This window comes from Sphingomonas sp. S2-65, assembly GCF_021513175.1.
In the GTDB taxonomy this organism is placed as follows: domain Bacteria; phylum Pseudomonadota; class Alphaproteobacteria; order Sphingomonadales; family Sphingomonadaceae; genus Sphingomonas.
Genome location: NZ_CP090953.1, coordinates 1,323,718 through 1,341,139 on the forward strand (window position 1 = coordinate 1,323,718; position 17,422 = coordinate 1,341,139).

General features: G+C 66.8%; 18 protein-coding genes. 12 read left to right on the forward strand and 6 right to left on the reverse strand.

Annotation, left to right across the window (positions count from 1 at the left end; all coding sequences use genetic code 11):
- The first annotated feature begins 39 nt into the window (after positions 1 to 39).
- The 8 genes from LZ586_RS06230 (at position 40) to LZ586_RS06265 (ending at position 9,838) form a co-directional block, all read left to right on the forward strand.
- Entirely contained in the window at positions 40 to 1,074 is a 1,035-nt protein-coding gene (locus LZ586_RS06230) for a flagellar motor switch protein FliG (protein WP_235078795.1), read from the forward strand.
- A 13-nt stretch (positions 1,075 to 1,087) separates the two neighbouring features.
- Positions 1,088 to 1,756, forward strand: coding sequence for a FliH/SctL family protein (locus tag LZ586_RS06235; protein ID WP_235078796.1), 669 nt, complete (start codon positions 1,088 to 1,090; stop codon positions 1,754 to 1,756).
- A 231-nt stretch (positions 1,757 to 1,987) separates the two neighbouring features.
- Positions 1,988 to 3,562, forward strand: coding sequence for a flagellar basal-body MS-ring/collar protein FliF (gene fliF / locus LZ586_RS06240; RefSeq protein WP_235078797.1), 1,575 nt, complete (start codon positions 1,988 to 1,990; stop codon positions 3,560 to 3,562).
- A 10-nt stretch (positions 3,563 to 3,572) separates the two neighbouring features.
- Positions 3,573 to 3,923: a flagellar motor switch protein FliN gene (gene fliN, locus LZ586_RS06245; protein WP_235078798.1), complete on the forward strand. Its 351-nt coding sequence runs from the start codon at positions 3,573 to 3,575 to the stop codon at positions 3,921 to 3,923.
- Positions 3,923 to 5,254 carry a sigma-54-dependent transcriptional regulator gene (locus LZ586_RS06250; RefSeq protein ID WP_235078799.1) on the forward strand — a complete coding sequence of 444 codons (1,332 nt, stop codon included), beginning with the start codon at positions 3,923 to 3,925 and terminating at the stop codon, positions 5,252 to 5,254. The genes fliN and LZ586_RS06250 overlap by 1 nt, the downstream gene beginning before the upstream one ends.
- 157 nt (positions 5,255 to 5,411) lie before the next feature.
- Positions 5,412 to 7,499, forward strand: coding sequence for a flagellar biosynthesis protein FlhA (gene flhA, locus LZ586_RS06255; protein ID WP_235078800.1), 2,088 nt, complete (start codon positions 5,412 to 5,414; stop codon positions 7,497 to 7,499).
- A 56-nt stretch (positions 7,500 to 7,555) separates the two neighbouring features.
- Complete coding sequence (locus LZ586_RS06260) at positions 7,556 to 9,172, forward strand: flagellar hook-length control protein FliK (protein ID WP_235078801.1); 1,617 nt, start codon at positions 7,556 to 7,558, stop codon at positions 9,170 to 9,172.
- Positions 9,173 to 9,181: 9 nt separating this feature from the next.
- On the forward strand, positions 9,182 to 9,838 hold the full coding sequence (locus LZ586_RS06265) for a flagellar hook assembly protein FlgD (RefSeq protein ID WP_235078803.1): 657 nt from the start codon (positions 9,182 to 9,184) through the stop codon (positions 9,836 to 9,838).
- A gap of 376 nt (positions 9,839 to 10,214) precedes the next feature.
- Here LZ586_RS06265 and LZ586_RS06270 read toward each other — a convergent pair whose 3' ends face one another.
- The 6 genes from LZ586_RS06270 to LZ586_RS06295 form a co-directional block, all read right to left on the reverse strand.
- On the reverse strand, positions 10,215 to 10,616 hold the full coding sequence (locus LZ586_RS06270) for a hypothetical protein (RefSeq protein ID WP_235078804.1): 402 nt from the start codon (positions 10,614 to 10,616) through the stop codon (positions 10,215 to 10,217).
- A gap of 140 nt (positions 10,617 to 10,756) precedes the next feature.
- Positions 10,757 to 11,584 (reverse strand): flagellin, encoded by an 828-nt coding sequence (locus LZ586_RS06275; RefSeq protein ID WP_235078805.1) that lies wholly within the window; start codon positions 11,582 to 11,584, stop codon positions 10,757 to 10,759.
- Positions 11,585 to 12,010: 426 nt separating this feature from the next.
- Entirely contained in the window at positions 12,011 to 12,778 is a 768-nt protein-coding gene (gene flgH, locus LZ586_RS06280; RefSeq protein ID WP_235078806.1) for a flagellar basal body L-ring protein FlgH, read from the reverse strand.
- An 11-nt stretch (positions 12,779 to 12,789) separates the two neighbouring features.
- On the reverse strand, positions 12,790 to 13,215 hold the full coding sequence (gene flgA / locus LZ586_RS06285; protein WP_235078807.1) for a flagellar basal body P-ring formation chaperone FlgA: 426 nt from the start codon (positions 13,213 to 13,215) through the stop codon (positions 12,790 to 12,792).
- Entirely contained in the window at positions 13,215 to 13,997 is a 783-nt protein-coding gene (gene flgG, locus LZ586_RS06290) for a flagellar basal-body rod protein FlgG (RefSeq protein WP_235078808.1), read from the reverse strand. The genes flgA and flgG overlap by 1 nt, the downstream gene beginning before the upstream one ends.
- A 28-nt stretch (positions 13,998 to 14,025) precedes the next feature.
- The gene (locus tag LZ586_RS06295; protein ID WP_235078809.1) at positions 14,026 to 14,763 is read right to left on the reverse strand and encodes a flagellar hook-basal body complex protein; all 738 of its coding nucleotides are present in this window, start codon (positions 14,761 to 14,763) and stop codon (positions 14,026 to 14,028) included.
- A 116-nt stretch (positions 14,764 to 14,879) separates the two neighbouring features.
- Here LZ586_RS06295 and LZ586_RS06300 point away from each other — a divergent pair, with 116 nt between their 5' ends.
- The 4 genes from LZ586_RS06300 to LZ586_RS06315 are packed head-to-tail and all read left to right on the forward strand — an operon-like array spanning position 14,880 to position 17,366.
- Positions 14,880 to 15,425 carry a flagellar basal body-associated FliL family protein gene (locus tag LZ586_RS06300; protein WP_235078810.1) on the forward strand — a complete coding sequence of 182 codons (546 nt, stop codon included), beginning with the start codon at positions 14,880 to 14,882 and terminating at the stop codon, positions 15,423 to 15,425.
- Positions 15,422 to 16,450 carry a flagellar motor switch protein FliM gene (gene fliM / locus LZ586_RS06305; RefSeq protein ID WP_235078811.1) on the forward strand — a complete coding sequence of 343 codons (1,029 nt, stop codon included), beginning with the start codon at positions 15,422 to 15,424 and terminating at the stop codon, positions 16,448 to 16,450. Before LZ586_RS06300 ends, fliM begins: the two co-directional genes overlap by 4 nt.
- A complete protein-coding gene (locus LZ586_RS06310) occupies positions 16,447 to 16,815 on the forward strand; it encodes a DUF6468 domain-containing protein (protein ID WP_235078813.1) in 369 nt (122 codons plus the stop codon). Before fliM ends, LZ586_RS06310 begins: the two co-directional genes overlap by 4 nt.
- Positions 16,816 to 16,838: 23 nt before the next feature.
- On the forward strand, positions 16,839 to 17,366 hold the full coding sequence (locus tag LZ586_RS06315) for a MotE family protein (protein WP_235078815.1): 528 nt from the start codon (positions 16,839 to 16,841) through the stop codon (positions 17,364 to 17,366).
- The last annotated feature ends 56 nt before the right edge of the window (positions 17,367 to 17,422 follow it).

The following is a 17,422-nucleotide window of genomic DNA, read 5'->3' on the forward strand; positions in this document are numbered from 1 at the left end:
CGGGCACCGGCATTAAATTTCCGTAAGGGTCCCCTGAGAATGAGCCTGATGGCGCCGATAGCCGAACCCGTCGAACTCAAGCGCTTCAGCGGTCCGCAGCGTGCGGCTGCGTTGATGCTGGCGCTCGGCAAGGAACATGGCGCACCCATTTGGGAACAGCTGTCGACCGAAGAGATCAAGGAGCTTTCCTCGAACATCGCCGGCCTCGGCCGCGTGCCTTCGACGGTGGTCGAACACCTGCTCATCCAGTTCACCGGCGAAGTCGCGTCGATGGCGTCGATGCATGGCAGCTACGAGACGACCGAGCGGCTGCTCGGCGGCCTGCTGCCCAACGACAAGGTCCGCGAGATCATGGAGGACATTCGTGGTCCTTCGGGCCGCACGATGTGGGACAAGCTGTCCAACGTCAGCGAAAGCGTCCTCGCCGGCGCGCTGAAGCACGAATACCCCCAGACCGTCGCCGTCATCCTCTCCAAGCTGCGCCCGGACCACGCCGCGCGCGTGCTGGCCGAGCTGCCGCGCGAATTCTCGGTCGACGTCATCATGCGCATGCTGCGCATGGAGACCGTCCAGAAGGACGTGATCAACCAGGTCGAACAGACGCTCAAGAGCGAGTTCATGACCAATTTGTCGCGCTCGCAGAAGCGCGATCCGCACGAGGCGATGGCCGAGCTGTTCAACTCGCTCGACCGCTCGACCGAGGAAGCGATGCTGACCGCGCTGGACAACAAGGCGCCCGAGAGCGCCGAACGCATCCGCGCGCTGATGTTCACCTTCGAGGATCTCGGTGGCCTGCTGCCGGCAGCGGTGGCGGTGATCGTCCGCAACGCCGACAAGCGCGAGATGGCGCTGGCGCTCAAGGGCGCGCCAGACCACCTTAAGCAGCTGTTCTTCGGCGCCATGACCGAGCGCGCCGCGAAGCTGATGCGCGAGGATATGTCCGCAATGGGCCCGGTGCGCGCCCGCGACTGCGAGGAAGCCCAATCGGCGCTGGTGCGCCTGGCCAAGAGCCTGGCCGACCGCGGCGAGATCCTGTTGGTCGATCCCAAGTCCGACGACGCGATGATCATCTAAAGGACTGCCCGCGATGACCTTCCAGACCGTCGAGCGCTTCGCTTTCGACCGCATCTTCTCCACGGGACCCGGCGACGCAAAGGCGCCGCCCCCCGACCTCAACCTCGAGGTTTCGGCACTTCGGGCGGAGATCGCGCTAATGAAGGCCGATCACGAGGCACAGATCGCCCTCGCCCGCGCCGAAGGGTTCGAGGCCGGGCTGAACCAGGCGCGCGCCGAACGCGACGTGGCGCTGCTCAGCGCGGTCGACGCGCTTCAGGCGGGGATTGAGGCGCTCGACGAGCGTTTCGCCGAAGTGTCCGAGCGCGTTACCGGCGAAGCCGCCGAAATCGCGCTCGCCGCCGCCGACATGATCGCCGGCCGCGCGCTCGACGCCGCGCCCGCCGACACCATCGACCAGGCGATCGGCCGGGTGCTGGGCACCGTCGCGCGCGGCACCGAGCTCGAGATCCGCGTCCATCCCGACCTGATCGATACGGTGGAAAGCAAGATCGCCGCCCGCCAGTCCAAGGACCGCCGCCGGCTCGCGCTCACCGTGATCGGCGACGTCACGCTCTCCCCGGGCGACGCGATGATCGGCTGGGACCAGGGCGGGCTCTCGCTCGACGCCGGCGCCCGCCGTCAGGCCGTCCAGGCCGAGCTCGCCGCGCTGCTCCCCAACGCCGCCGACGCGATCAACTAACCACTTCCGACGAGTAACCGAACGCCACCCGGCTCCTCAGCCAGGGTGGCGTCCGTGCGTTACGGCGCCCTCCGTATCTTCACTAGGCAAAAAATTCCCACCCGGCACAATCTGCCGCCCGCCACCCGCCTATAAGTCAATCGAGGGGCATTTCCGCCCCGCGGTCCACTTGGCGGGGCGGTTTTGGAAGCGATCAAGAAACTAGTCGGGCAAATCGGCCCGCAACGGCTGATGATCATGGGAGGCGTCGCGCTTGCGCTGCTCGCCGCCCTGACCTTCATGGCCACCCGCGGTTCGAGCCCACAGCTCGGCTATCTCTACACCGACCTCGATCCCTCGGCGGCGGCCACGATCACCGAGAAGCTCAAGGCGCAGAACGTGGAATACACGCTCTCGGCCGACGGCACCTCGATCATGGCGCCACAGGAAAAGCTCGCCGAGCTGCGCATGAGCATGGCCGGCGAGAAATTGGGCGGCAAGATCGGCTATGAGGTCCTCGACGAGGAGCAGCCCTTCGGCGTGTCCGCCAGCCGCGCTAAGATGAACGAGACCCGCGCCATCGAAGGCGAGCTCTCCAAGTCGATCCAGACCATCCAGGACGTCAGCGCCGCGCGCGTCCACATCGTCATGCCCGAGCGCGCGATGTTCGCGAACGAGAGCCGCAAGGCAACCGCCGCGGTGACGGTGAAGACCAAGGGCCACCTCTCCTCCGAGAGCGTCTCCTCGATCCGCTACCTCGTCTCCTCTTCGGTCCCCGAGCTGTCGCCCGAGGCCGTGTCGGTCGTCGACCAGACCGGCGCCCTGCTCGCCCGCGCTGGCGACCCCGGCACTGCCGGCGCCGGCGATGCCGACGAGCGCCAGGCCGCCGTCGAGACCAAGCTGCGCCAGGAAGTCGAATCGCTGCTCGAGCCGATCGTCGGCCAGGGCAAGGTCCGCGCTGAAGTGTCGGCCCAGATCGACCGCGACCAGACCCGCGAGGAAGCCAATGTCTTCGATCCCGACAAGCAGGTGATCTCGCGCCAGGTCACCGTCGAGAGCGGCGACCAGAACCAGGAGAGTGACGCAGCTCCCGGCCTCGCCTCGGTCGGCACCCAGCTGCCCGAAGCCCAGGGCCAGGCCAACAGCGCGCCCGGCGCGTCGAAGAATTCGCGTTCCAACCAGAACTCCGAAGACACCACCTACGACAACAGCTCGACCAAGACGGTCACGCTGCGCGCCCCCGGCAAGATCACCCGCCTCTCGGTCGCGGTGATGGTCGACGGCGGCGAGAAGGGCCTGCCCCAGCCGCAGATGCAGCGCCTCCAGCGCCTCGTCGAGAACGCGGTCGGCATGGACTCCGAACGCGGCGACAGCGTGGTGGTCGAAAGCATGCGCTTCACCGGCGACGACAGCCTTGCCGACAAGGATACCGGCTTCTTCGCCAACCTGCCGATGGACAAGATCTGGGGCCTCATCCAGATCCTCGTGATCGGCGCGGTCGGCCTTATCGCCCTGCGCATGCTCAAGCCCAAGATCGCTCCCCAGTCCGATCTGCCCGCGCTCGCCGGAACCGCGGACGGCGGCCAGCTCAGCGCCCAGTCGCCCGAAATGCTGGCGCTGGCCGAGCGCGCCGCCGATGGAGACGCCGACGCGATGAAGCAGCTCGAGGCGCTTGGAAACGAGCAGCAGCCGCTGCTCGACCAGGAAATCGCCCTCGCCCAGGTCGACGGGCGCATCAAACTCTCCGCGCTCAAGCGCATCGGCGAAGCCATCACCGCGAGCCCGCCCGAGGCGGCTTCCGTGATCCGCCAGTGGATGAATGCATAAGGACATGGCCATGAACATCGAACCCCACGACATCATCCCCAGCGATGCTGCGGACTCGGCCGGTCCCGTGTTCGAGGATTTCGCCGGCAACCCCGGTGAGAACCACGCGGCCCAGGGCGTCGAGGCCCTCGAAGCGGTCCACGACGTTCCGGTGAAGGTCCAGGCCGTGCTCGGCCGCGCCCGCATGCCCGTCGGCGAACTGCTTCAGCTCGGCGCGGGCACCGTCGTCGAGCTCGACCGCCGCGTCGGCGAACCGGTCGACATCTTCGTCAACGATCGCCTGATCGCCCGCGGTGAAGTCGTGCTGATCGACAACGCGCTCGGCGTTACCCTCACCGAAATCGTGCGGCAGGACCGTTGATGTCGACGATCCGAATGGTGTTGGTTGGCGTACCCGGCAGCGAGTTCCGCCTCGCCGCCGAACTGGCGCGCGGTTCGGGCGCCGACGTGGCCATGGCCGACACGGCCGATCAGGCGCTGGAGCTGCTCCGCACCGAGGGTGCCGATCTGGTCATGATCGATGTCGAGACCGACGTGCCCGGCTTCATGGCCCGCCTGCGCGCCGAGCGCTTTCCGGTGCCGGTGCTGGCGTGCGGGATCGAAGCGCCGGCCGAGCGTGCCGTCGCCGCGATCCGCGCCGGTGCCCGCGACTATGTCCCGCTTCCCCCGCAACGCGACCTGATCGCCGCCGCGATCGCCTCGGTCGTGACGCGCAAGCCCAGCAACAGCATCGGCGACCATCCCGCCGTCGCCCGCGCCATGGCGCTTGCCAGCGCGGTCGCGCCGACCGGTGCGCCGGTGCTGGTCACCGGTGAAAAGGGCAGCGGCAAGGAAACCATGGCGCGCGCCATCCACGACGCCTCCGGCCGCGGCGCGCCGCTGCTGGTCGCCGAATGCGCGGGCGTCGCCGCCGAAGTGCTCGAATCCGATCTGTTCGGCCACGAAGCCGGCGCCTTCCCCGCCGCCGCGGCACGCCGCATCGGCCGCCTCGAACAGGCCGGCACCGGCAGCATCATCCTGCGCGAAGTGGGTGCGCTCGCGCCCACCACCCAGGCCCGGCTGCTCGCCGCGATCATCGAAGGTCGCTTCACCCGCGTCGGCGGCACCGAACCGGTGCCGTTCCGCGCCCGCTTGATCGCCACCACCAGCATGGACCTGGAAGGCGCCGTCGAGGGCGGCAGCTTCCGCGCCGACCTGCTCGTCCGTCTCGGCCTGGTCCGGGTCGCAGTACCGACTTTGCGCGAGCGCGGCGACGACGTGATCCAGCTCGCCAGGCATCTTGCCGAGCGCCTCGCGCAGAATGACGGCGTGCTCGTCCGCCCGTTCAGCGACGCCGCACTGGCGCTGCTCGCTGGCTATCCCTGGCCAGGCAACATCCGCGAGCTCGAGGATTGCGTCCACCGCGCGGTGCTGCTCGCCGCGGGCTCCGAGATCGACGCCGGCGACTTCGTCCTCTCCGACGGCACGCGCCTGATCGACCTCGAACAGAGCGAACAAAGCCAACTCCAGATCGAGAGCCTGGTCGGCCGCACCGTGGAGGAAGTCGAGCGCGAGCTGATCCTCCACACGCTGGAACGTTGCCAGGGCAACCGCACCTCGGCCTCGAACATCCTGGGCATCTCGGTACGCACGATGCGCAACAAGCTGCGGACGTTCATCGAAGCCGGCATCGCCGTCTCCCCGGCGATCTGATGGAACGATGGCTGCTCTCTCTTCTTCCCCCTCTCCCGCGTGCGGGAGAGGGCCGGGGTGAGGGTGAGTCCGCCAAAAGCCACTCGCTTCCGGTTTCTCGACACACCCTCACCCAACCCTCTCCCGCACGCGGGAGAGGGCTCAAGGTTCAAAGCTAATGCCTCCCGCGATCAACATCCTCTTCCAGCGCATGGGCCTCAACCGCGACCTGGCGCTCGCCGGTGCGGTGATCGCCATCATTGCGATGTTGATCCTGCCGATCCCGGGCTGGTTGCTCGACATGGGCCTGGCGCTGTCGATCACGATCTCGGTCATGATCCTGATGACGTCGCTGTTCATCGAAAAGCCGCTGGAACTCAGCGCCTTTCCGACGATCCTGCTCGTCGCGACGATGCTGCGCCTCGGCCTGAACCTCGCCTCCACTCGCCTGATCCTCACCCATGGCCATGAAGGTCCCGACGCGGCGGGCGGCGTGATCGGCGCGTTCGGCGAGTTCCTGATGGGCGGCGAGGTCATCATCGGGCTCACCATCTTCATCATCCTCATCGTCATCAACTTCGTCGTCATCACCAAGGGTGCGGGCCGCATCGCCGAAGTCGCCGCGCGCTTCAGCCTTGATTCGATGCCCGGCAAGCAGATGGCGATCGACGCCGACCTGTCGGCCGGCATGATCGACGAGGCGCAGGCCAAGGCCCGCCGTGCCGAAGTGGAGGCCGAAAGCGGCTTCTACGGCGCGATGGACGGTGCCTCGAAGTTCGTGAAGGGCGACGCGGTCGCCGGCCTGCTGATCACCGCGGTCAACATCGTCGTCGGCCTGCTGGTCGGCGTGACTTCGCACGGCGTGCCGATCGGCGAAGCCTTCCACACCTACACCGTCCTCACCGCCGGCGACGGCCTGGTCAGCCAGATCCCGGCGCTGATCATTTCGATCGCCGCCGGCCTGCTCGTGTCGAAGGGCGGCATCGCCGGCAAGACCGGCACTGCGCTCGGCGACCAGCTCGGCCGCTATCCCAAGGCGTTCGGCATGGTCTCGTTCCTCATGGGCGCACTCGCGCTCATGCCGGGCCTGCCCTTCATCCCTTTCGCCGTCTTCTCGGGCGCCGCCGGCTTTGCCGCCTGGAAGATGAGCAAGACCGCAGAAGCCAAGCAGGTCATGGAGCGCGTCAACGCCGCCCAGGAACAGGCCGCTGCCGCCGCCGTCATCGTCGAGCAGCCGATCTCCGAGACGCTGGCGATCGACGCCGTGCGCATCGAGATCGGCTATGGGCTGCTGCCGATGATCAACGAGGCCGAGCGTGAGCCGCGCCTGGACGACCAGGTCCGCGCGCTCCGCCGCCAGATGGCGACCGATTTCGGCTTCGTGCTGCCCTCGGTCCGCATCATCGACAATATGGGCCTGCAGCCCAACGAATATGTCATCACCATCAAGGAGACGGAGGCCGCGCGCGGCAACATCCGCCTCGACAAGCTGCTGCTGATCAATCCAGGCGGCGCGCCGGTCGGTCTTCCCGGCGAGGCGACCCGCGAGCCGGTGTTCGGCCTCCCCGCTCTGTGGATCGACCGCGAGCTTCGCGACGAAGCCGGCTTCCGCGGTCTGACCGTGGTCGAGTGCGGCACGATCATCACCACTCACCTCACCGAACTGGTCAAGGACAACATCGCCGACCTGCTTTCGTACACCGAGACGCAGAAGCTGCTCACCGAAGTCCACAAGGACTCCGAGAAGCTCGTCGCCGACATCATCCCGTCCAAGGTCTCGATCTCGAGCGTACAGCGCATCCTCCAGAACCTGCTGTCGGAAGGCATTTCGATCCGCGACATCCCGACGATCCTGGAAGGCATCGCCGAGGCCGCGCCGTTGACGAACAACCTGACGCAGATGACCGAGCATGTCCGCTCGCGCCTCGCCCGCCAGATCAGCGCCAGCCAGGTGCGCGGCGACGCCATTCCCGTCGTCACCCTGTCGCCCGAATGGGATCAGGCGTTCGCGGAATCGATCCTCGGCGCGGGCGACGAGCGCCAGCTGGCGATGGCGCCTTCCATGCTCCAGAAGTTCATCGCCTCGACTCGCGAGACCTATGACCGGCTCGCGCAGGATGGCGAGATCCCCTGCCTTCTCACCAGCCCGTCCATCCGCCCGTTCGTCCGCTCGATCATCGAGCGCGTGCGCCCGGCCACCGTCGTCATGTCGCAGAACGAGATCCATGCCCGCGCCCGAATTCGCGCGCTCGGCACCATCGGCTGACTTCTCTCCTATAATGATTGATGCGGTCCCTTGAGGGCCGGGCAAGAGGCGCCTGAATGCAAGTCAACGCTTTCGGTTTTCCGCTTGGGACCAGCACCGCCGGCAACGCCGCTGCGGGTGCCCCGGCCCTGGGCTTTCTTCAGGCGCTCGGCGTCGCAGCCGCCGGCAAGCCTGTCGCGCCGGTTGGCGGCCCTGCCATGCTGCCGGTGACCAGCCTCCTCGACACCGGCCCCACCATGACGCTGACCGCCGGCGCTGCGCCGGGCGCGAGCTTCGGCGGCGCTGCGCTGCTGCCTCCCATCGCGACGCTGTCCACCGGAAACGCGACCATCCCGCTTCTCCCGCAGGGCAACGACGCCCTGGCGACCCTGACGAACCTTCCCGCTCCTGCGGCGGTGCCGGCTATGCCCGCTATCCCTGCGCCCGCAGCCGATGTGGCGACCGTCAGCATTCTTCCCGCCGCCCTGCCCTCGGCGCCTGAAAACCCGATCCTGGCCACGCTGCAGACGACCACCTCGCTCTCTGGCCTGCTCGCCACCGCGGTACGCCCGGCGGCCGAGGCACCGGCAAACCCGGCCAGCGCTGCCGTCCCCCCTGTGCCTGCCCAGCCCGCGGCGGCCCAGCCGCTCGGCACGCCTGCCAAAGCAGATGCCCCGCTCGCAGCCCAACCGGCGCAGGCACCGCAGATCGAAGGCGAGCCGCATGTGCCGCAGCAGCCACAGGCCGCCGTCAGCATCGACTTGCCGGCGAAGGATACCGCCCCCGCGAAGGGCGCCAAGGCCGCCAAGCCCGCAGCGCCCGAAGCCGACGCACCCGCACCAACCGAAGCGACACCGCAGCCGCTCGTCACCGCGGTGCCCGTCGCCGCTCAGCCGGCGCCGCTACAGCCCGCAGCGCAACAGGCGCAGGCCGAGGCGCAGCCTCAGCTCGTCGCCCGCCAGCCGCGTGCCACCGCCGGCGCACAAGCCAATGCCGCCGAGATGCCCGCGCGTGCCGTCCGCAAGGCCGGTGCCGAACCGACTCAGAATGGCGACGCGGTAAAGGCTGCGCCCAACGACGCCGTCGCCGGCGACTTCGCCCGCGCCGTCCAGGCGACCAGCGGCGATGCCGGCCAGGGCCAGGACCCAGGCCAGCCGCGCGATCCGCAGGCACAGTTCGCCGCCCTTGCCCAGCCTACCCACACGTCGCAGGCCAACACTGGCGCTACCGCAGCCGCCATGCCGGCTCCGCAGGAGCCGGTCGTCAGCGCTCGCCCGGGCCAGTTCGGCCAGTCCATGGGCGTTGCCATCGCACGGAAGGTCGAAGCCGGCGAGGAAACGCTTCGCGTCCGCCTCAACCCCGACAATCTCGGCCGCGTCGAAGTCACGCTCGCCTTCGAGGACGGCACTCTGAAGGCTACCGTGCGTGCCGAAAGTCAGCGCGCGCTCGACCTGCTTCGCCAGGACATGCCCGACCTGGCCCGCAGCCTGGATCAGGCCGGCGTGCGCAACGATGCGCAGAGTTTCCGTTTCGAAGCACGCGCCGACACCGGTGGCGGCCAGCAACAGGGCGGCAACCAGCAGCAGCGCGGCGGCAACCCGCAGCAGCAGCAGCACGCCCAAGCCGACGATCTCGAACCCGCCCCTGCCTATCGCGCGATCCGCGCCGACGGGCAGGTCGACCTTCTCGCCTGAGGACAAGCCATGACGACCGTGAACACCAACGCCGCCGCGATCACCGACGCCAAGACCCAGGCCGCGTCGAGCAAGCTCAGCGCCGACTATGACATGTTCCTCAAGCTGCTGACCGCGCAGATGCAGAACCAGGATCCGCTCGATCCGATGGACACCGCGCAATACACCCAGCAGCTGGTGCAATATTCGCAGGTCGAACAGTCGATCGAGCAGACCTCGACGCTCAAGACGATGCTCGCCACCATGGGCACGCAGAACCTCACTCAGGCATCGTCGCTGATCGGCCGCTCGGTGGAAACCGACAGCGCCACCGCCGGGATCGCCAGCGGCTCGCCCGCGCAGTGGGTGTGGGACGCGCCGCGCAACGTCACGAGCATGACCGCCACGTTCAAGGACGACAAGGGCAAGGTCGTCGACACGCGTGAGATCACGCCCAACGCCGCCAGCGGCAACTTCTCCTGGGACGGCAAGACCACCAGCGGCAAGGAAATGGCCGCGGGCAACTACACCGTCTCGATCGCCGGCAAGGACGCCGCGGGCAACGCCATCGCGGTCACCCCCCACGCCGTCGGCAAGGTCAGCGACGTGCAGCTCGAGGGCAACAACGTCCTGGTCACCATCAACGGCATGCAGGTGCCCTCCAGCAGCCTCGTCCGCATCGGCTGATCCAGCCTTTCAGCCCGGCTACCAGGCGCCGGCGGCGTGCTACGGCACCCGCCGGCGTTTTCCGTTTCAGGCGCGAACGATCGATTAGGCACAAACCCGTAGCGGGCAAGTGCTGAGCCGCTTCCCCGGTCGCCGCCCCGCCCCGCCGCTATAATGAAAGAAGAGAGGCGAGCGGACGTTTTGTCCCCTCTACGGATCGTTCGCCTCTCCCCTCACCCGTGCATCCCTAGGCACGGTTGTAAACGCGTACGGCAGGCCGGTTGCTTTCAACCGGCCTGCTTTCGTTCGTGCGCGCGAGATCGGGCGCCCTCGGCAACGAAAAAGGGCCGCGCAGTTCCCTGCCGGCCCTTGTCGCAACCTGTCTCGTGGGTGTGTGTCAGTGCACGCGTGTCTCGGCGCGGCGGCCCAGCTCGCGGGCGTGGGCGGTTACCAGGCACAGCTCGGCATAAAGCCGGTCCCAGAACGGCGCGGGAATATCCAGCGCGGTCTCGCCTTGCTGCTTGAGCCCCAGGCAGGCGGCGGGCTGCAGCGCCAGCGCGAAGTGCGTGCCGAACTTGCCGTCCACCCGCTCCTCGGGCAGCGCGTGCGGCACGGCGAGCCGGGCCGACATGATATAGCCCGACAGCACGTCGACGCCGTAGCCGTCCAGCAGCACGCGCGGACGCCCGCTGATGTCGGGCCGCTCGAGCACGACCAGCGCGCCGGCGGGATGCTCCTCCACGCTCACCCGAAGGCGGCTTCCAAATGCGTCGGTGATTTCACGAATACGAGGGAACACCCGAAACTCTCCTGTCATCCTTCATTATAGAAGGATCAACCATTTCGTGCCCGGCCCGCGCGCATAAAAAAAGAGGCCGGGATGTTTCCATCCCGGCCTCCAGATCGTCAGGGCCGAAGCTCCAGGGTGTGAGCCTGGCCTTAACGGAACAGCGAGGTGATGGTCTGCGGCGCCTGGTTGGCGATCCCCAGAGCCTGGACACCCAGCTGCTGCTTGACCTGCAGAGCCTGCAGCTTGGCAGATTCCTTGGCCAGATCGGCGTCGACGAGGTTGCCGATACCGCCTTCGATCACGTCCGACAGCTTGCTGGTGAAGGTCAGCTGGTTGTCGATCTTACGCGAACCTGCACCCAGCGCGCTGAGGCTGGTGTTCACGTCCTTTGCGATGTCGTCCAGCGAATCTACCATCGTCTTCGACGTGGCAGCGTCCGTCAGACCGCCCGTGATCGCGGCGGTCACCTTGGTGTCGAGCGACTGGTTGGCAACGTCGAGCGTTCCAGCCGTCGTGTCGGTCGACTGCAGCGCCTTGACTTCCTTCGACGTCGCGGTCGACTTCAGCAGGTTGGTGCCATTGAACTCCGAAGAGTCGATGATGGTGCCAATCTGGGCCTTGAGAGCCGTGAAGTCTTCGTTGATTGCCGAACGGCTGTCCGCGTCGATGCCTTCGTCCATCGCTTCGGTAGCCTTCGCCTTCATCTGGTTGACGATGTCGGAGATCTGCTCCGCACCGGCAACCGCGACGTCGACCGTGCTCTTGGCGCGGTTGAGCGACGAAGTAACTGCCTTCAGGCCGCCCACGTCGCCGCGGAGAGTCTGAGCGATGGTGTACGACGCCGAGTCGTCCTTGGTCGAGGACACGGCCAGACCGGTGTTGATGCGGGTCTGAACCGTGGCAAGGCCCTTGCCGGTCTCGTTGAGGCTCTGGAGAGCCGCCATTGCGCCGACGTTGGTGTTAACCGAAAAACCCATGTTCTTGTCCTTCTTGGATTAGAGCCACTTCTGCGGCCCGAACCGGAAGCGCCGGTTCGCGACTTGACGCGTTCGCGTCTTGCCCTCTCATCATGGGAAGAAATTCGCGACCGCCCAAATAATCGCGCGAATTTAGATGGTTACCTAAAGGTAAACATCTGCACGCTTGTGCTTTGTTCTTGTTCGGGCACGAAAATCTCTAGCTTCCGCCAGCCGACGATAATCCTCCCCCGGAGGGGGAGGGGGACCATGCGCAGCATGGTGGAGGGGTAGGCGCCACAAGCACGCGGTCCGCTCGTGGAGACCACCTCTCCACCAGCTTCGCTGGCCCTCTCTCCTTCCAAAAGTCGTCCCCACGTTCCGCGCAAACGAAAAGCCCGCCCGGGTCTCCCCGGACGGGCCTCTCTCCAGCCGAAAAGGCGGAAATCAGAACGGAAAAAGCGCGTCGTAGATCTGCTGGCCCCAGCGCGCCTGCTGCGCGTCGGTCAGCTGGCCCTTGCCGCCATAGATCACGCGTGCCTCGGCGATCTGACTGTGCTGGATCGAATTGTCGCGGGCGATGTCCTCGGGCCGGATGATGCCGGTGACGATCAGCTCGCGCATCTCGAAATTGACGCGCACTTCCTGGCGCCCCTTGATCATCAAATTGCCGTTGGGCAGCACCTGGGTGACGATCGCGGCCATCGTCATGTTGATCGTCTCGGACCGGTTGGTCGATCCGCCGCCGGCATATTTCGATCCCGAGTTGGTCTCGAACACCTTGCCCGCATCGGCACCCAGCACATCGGCAACCGGCTTGATGCCAAGCAGATTGCCAAGCCCGCCATTTTCAGAGCCGCCCCGCGTGCGCGAGGTCGTGTTGCCCAGATCGGCCTTGTCCTGGATGTTGATCTTGATCTTCAGGATGTCGCCCTGCTCGCGCGCCCGCTGATCGCGGAAGAACGCGCCTGCGCCGGTGCGGAACAGCGACGCGGTCGCCTGTTGCTGCGGCGCCTGACCGGCGATCTGCGCGCCCGCGGCACCCGGACGGCGGGCACGGTCGGCGGGCGCGGACAGCGATGCTTCCAGTTCGGGAGTGTCGATCGGCGACATGTCCGACAGCTTCGGCGCCTTGCCGACCTGCTTCAAACGGCCTGCGGCACCGCAACCCGACAGGGTGGCGCCCAGCGCCAGCACGAGAACCATCTTGCGCATAAACGAACTCCTTACGGTACGGAGACCCGGACGATGCCGGATCCCTCCACCATGCCATCGAGCGTGCGGCTCGTGCTGTTGGTTACCACGCGGACCATGTCGCCCTTGGCACCGCCGCTCAGCGCGCGGCCGGAGGCGGTGATCACCAGCGTGCCACTGGCCAGCTTGATCGTCACCGGCTCGCCGCGGCGGACCAGCTGCGGGGTCATCACGTCAGTGCGGCGCACGATCATGCCCGGCGCCAGGTTGCGGGTGGCTTCCATGCCCATCGCATCCTCGATGCCCAGCGCGCCGCGCGCGGCGGCGGCGCTGCGCGACTCCATCGTGAAGTCGCCTGCCTCGATCCGCTCGCCCCTGGACACGGCATGGCCGAGCACGGCGACCTGGACGTCCTCGGCGGGTCCCGCCAGGAGCGCCAATGCCAGCAACAGGCTCATCAGCGCAGCTGGCTGGTCGTGGCCAGCATCTCGTCGGCGGTCTTCACCACGCGGCTGTTCATTTCATAAGCGCGCTGCGCGGTGATCAGGTTGGTGATCTCCGCGACCGGATTGACGTTGGATGCTTCCACGAAGCCCTGCTGCAGCGTCCCCAAGCCCGGCTCGCCGGGTGCCGCCACGGTCGGGTTACCCGATGCCGCGGTTTCCAGGAACAAATTGCCGCCCTTCGCTTCCAGGCCGCCTTCGTTCATGAAGGTGGCGAGCTCGAGCTGGCCCAGCGTCTGCGGCTGCGCGTCGCCGGCGACCACTGCCTGCACCTGGCCGGACTTGGAGATCGTCACGTCCACCACGTTCTGCGGCACGGTGATGCCGGGCAGCACGCGGAAGCCGTCATTGGTCACCAGCTCGCCCTGATCGGACACGCCAAACGAACCGTCGCGGGTGTAACCGGTGGTGCCGTCGGGCAGCTCGATCTGGAAATAGCCATGGCCCTGGATCGCCAGGTCATAGCGGTTGTCGGTCTGGTGGGTCGCGCCCTGCTCGTTGATGCGATAGACCGCGGCAGTCTTCACACCCGAACCGATCTGGATGCCGGTCGGCACGTTGGTGGTGGCCGACGACGCCGAACCCGGACGCACGACCTGCTCATAGAGCAGGTCCTGGAACTCCGCGCGCTGGCGCTTGAAGCCGGTGGTGTTCATGTTGGCAATGTTGTTCGAGATCACGTCGACATTGGTCTGCTGGGCAAGCATGCCGGTGCCGGCGATGGAAAGCGTACGCATGGGTCTGTTTCCTCTATTCTAGGGCGCGTCAGCCGACGCGGCTAAGCTTGTCGATTGCCGACTTGCGCATGTCGGCCATGCTGTCGGACAGGTTCTTGCTGGTCTGGTAGGCGCGCAGGATCTCGACCATGTCGGTCGTTTCCTGGATGGCGTTGACGTTCGATCCCTCGATGCCGCCGCTGCGGATCCGGGTTTGCGCGGAGGGCAGCTCGCGGCCGCCCTGCCCGCTCAGCAGGCCGTCGCCGCGCGGGTCCAACTGAGCCTCGTCGAACGACGTCACGGCCAGCCGGCCCAACGGACCGGTGCGGCCGTTGATCGTGCCGTCCAGGCCGATGGAAAGGTTCGCGGCTTCCTCGGCGGGGATCGTGATCGGCTGCCCGCCCTCGCCCAGCACCTTGTTACCGCTGGAAGTGGCGAGTTCGCCGGTCGGCAGCATCTTGAGCAGGCCCGCACGCGTATAGGCAGTGGTGCCGTCCGGCGCCTGCACGCTCAAATAGCCCTTGCCTTCGATCATCACGTCCAGTGCGTTGCCGGTCGGCTGGAACGTGCCCTGCGTCGCATCGTGCACGGCACCGTAATCCAGCACGAACGACGTCTTGTTCGCGGGCTTGATGACGCTGTCTGTCTTCTCGACATATTCGCGGAACACCGGCTGCTCACGCTTGAATCCGGCCGTATTCATGTTCGCGAGGTTGTTCGCGGCAACATCCATACGGCGGCGGAGCGCCTGTTCCTGGCTCAGCAATACATAAGAGGAGATGTCCACCGGACCGTCCTTCACTTTTTTGTCGCTAGGCAGAAATTGCCGGGTGACGCCTCTATAATAGGAAGAAATCAGGCGGCTCGGTCGCCGGAGCGCAGATTTTCTAGAGGACCCAGCAAATGCCGTCGGACGAGATCGTCGAAGAAAGCGCCACGCCGGCGCCTGCCAAGAAGTCCAGGAAGAAGCTCATCATCATCGGCGCGGCAGCCGGGGTGCTTCTGCTGGGTGGTGGCGGCGGCGCCGCGATGATGATGTCGGGCGGCAGCGCCAAGGCCGAAGCTTCGGCCGAGGGCGGGCACGGTGAAGAAGCCGCGGCGGAGGAGTCCGGCGAAGGCGAAGGTCACGGCGAAGGCGAAGGCAAGGAAGCGTTTGTCGACGTACCCGCGATGGTCGTGAACCTGCGCTCACCCGACGGCGCCGCGCGCTTCCTCAAAGTCCATTTCATGCTCGTCCCCGGCCCCAAGGGCACGGTCGAGAGCGTGAAGGAAAAGCTCCCGCTGATCCTCGACGCCTATCAGCCCTTCCTGCGCGAGCTGCGGCCCGAGGATCTGGCCGGCTCGGCGGCGGTCTTCCGCATCAAGGAAGAGATGCTGTCGCGCGCCACCCAGTCGGTCGGCGCAGGCATGGTCAAGGACGTCCTGATCCAGGATCTGGTGCAGCAATGATCGACCTCGACGATTTCGACCTTCCCGATCCCCCCGCGGCCCCCTTTGCCGCCGACGGCGACATGCGGTTCGACCAGGCGGACATCGATGCGCTGTTCGGCGACGTCGGCACGCCGGTGGAAAAGAAGAAGGGCCTGCGCGCCGTCATCGAATCCAAGGTCATCAGCCACGAGCGTCTGCCGATGCTCGAAGTGGTCTGCGACCGCGTGGTGCGCGCCTTTGCCAGCTCGATGCGCAACCTGACCTCGGACGCTATCGACGTCAGCCTGGAAGAAGTCACTTCGATCCGCTTCGGCGAGTTCATGAACCGGATCGCGCTGCCAGCGATGGTCGGCGTGTTCCAGATCAAGGAATGGCAGAATTTCGGCCTCATCCACGTGAACTCCAGCCTGATCTATTCAGTGGTCGACGCGCTCCTCGGCGGGCGTGGCGGCGGTGGCGGTCAGCCGGTGGTGATCGACGGCCGCGCCTTCACCACGATCGAAACCGCGCTGGTGTCGCGCATGCTCGAACTGGCGCTGTCGGACTTCTCCGAAGCCTTCAGGCCGATCGAGGAAGTGACGATGCAGCTGGAACGGGTTGAATCCAATCCGCGCTTCGCCGCGATCGCCGGCACGTCGAACATCTGCGCGGTGGCCACCTTCCGCGTCGACATGGATGGGCGTGGCGGCGAATTCTCGCTGCTCTTCCCCTATGCGACGCTGGAGCCGGTCCGCCACAAGCTGCTACAGCGCTTCATGGGCGAGAAGTCCGGCCGCGACAGCATCTGGGAAGCGCATATGGCTTCCGAGATCCGCAAGACCAACGTCACCGTCGACGTGGTGCTCGGCGAAAAGGCCATGCCGCTCGCCGAATTGAAGGCGCTGGAGGTCGGCCAGACCATCGCGCTTCACAAGAGCCCCGACGATCCGCTCGACCTCGCCTGTGGCGGCGTCAAGCTCGCCCAGACCCAGATCGGTCAGCGTCGCGGCAAGGTCGCCGTGCGCCTGATCACCGACGTCTCCAAGGAAAGGACTCCCGCATGAGCCTCGCGCTTCTCGCAAACGCGCTCACCATGATCTTCTGCATGGCGGTGCTCGTGCAGAGCGTCCGGATGATGCGGAGCCTGCGCACCGTCAAGGACGGCGCCCTGACCGAAACCGTCAATGCGCTTGAAAAGGCCACCGCCGGCGCCCGCGCCGTGCTGGCCGACATGAAGACCACGCTCGGCACCGATTGCGCCAAGAACGCCCGTCTGGTCGACCAGGCCCGCGATCTGCGCGACGAGTTGTCCGACATGATCGGGATCGCCGACGGCGCGTGCGAACGCATCGTCAACGCGGTCAGCCTCGCCAACGCGCAGCGCCCGGCTGCCGAAGCGGACGCGCAAGACGAAGTCGAGCACGCCTGATGGCCCGCCCCTCCCTCCTCCTGATGACCGCCGCCGCTTCGGCGCTCGCGGTCGTCGCCAACGCCGCCAGCATCGCTGCGCCCGATGCGCAGGCCGCCAAGACCCGGCTGGGCAACTCGATCGAGCAGGACATGAGCGCCAGCGACGCCGCCGCGGCCCGCCGCAAGCGCGGCCTCGATCTGCGCGAACAGGCGGCCAAGGCTGCCGAGGCACGCCTCCAGGCTAATCTTGCCGCGCGCCAGCAGCAGGACGCCGCAGCCACGCAGACGGCGGCCAATGGTCCTGCCGAAGCGCCCGAGGCGCAGTTCGACGAACTCGCCCGCATCTACCAGGCGATGAAGCCGGCCAAGGCCGCGGTCGTGTTCGAACAGCTCGACATGGAAGTGCAGATGAAGGTCGCGCAACGCATGCGCGAGCGTTCAACCGCGCTGATTTTGGCCGCAATGACGCCAAAAGGCGCGGCTGCGCTGTCGATGGCGCTCGCCCGGCGCAGCGCCGGACGGCCTCAAGTCGCGGCGGCGACGGGCTCAAAGCCGCCAAAGGCGCGCTAAGCGCCCGTCCCCAAACGACAAAAGGGCCGGAGCATGATGCTCCGGCCCTTTTGCTT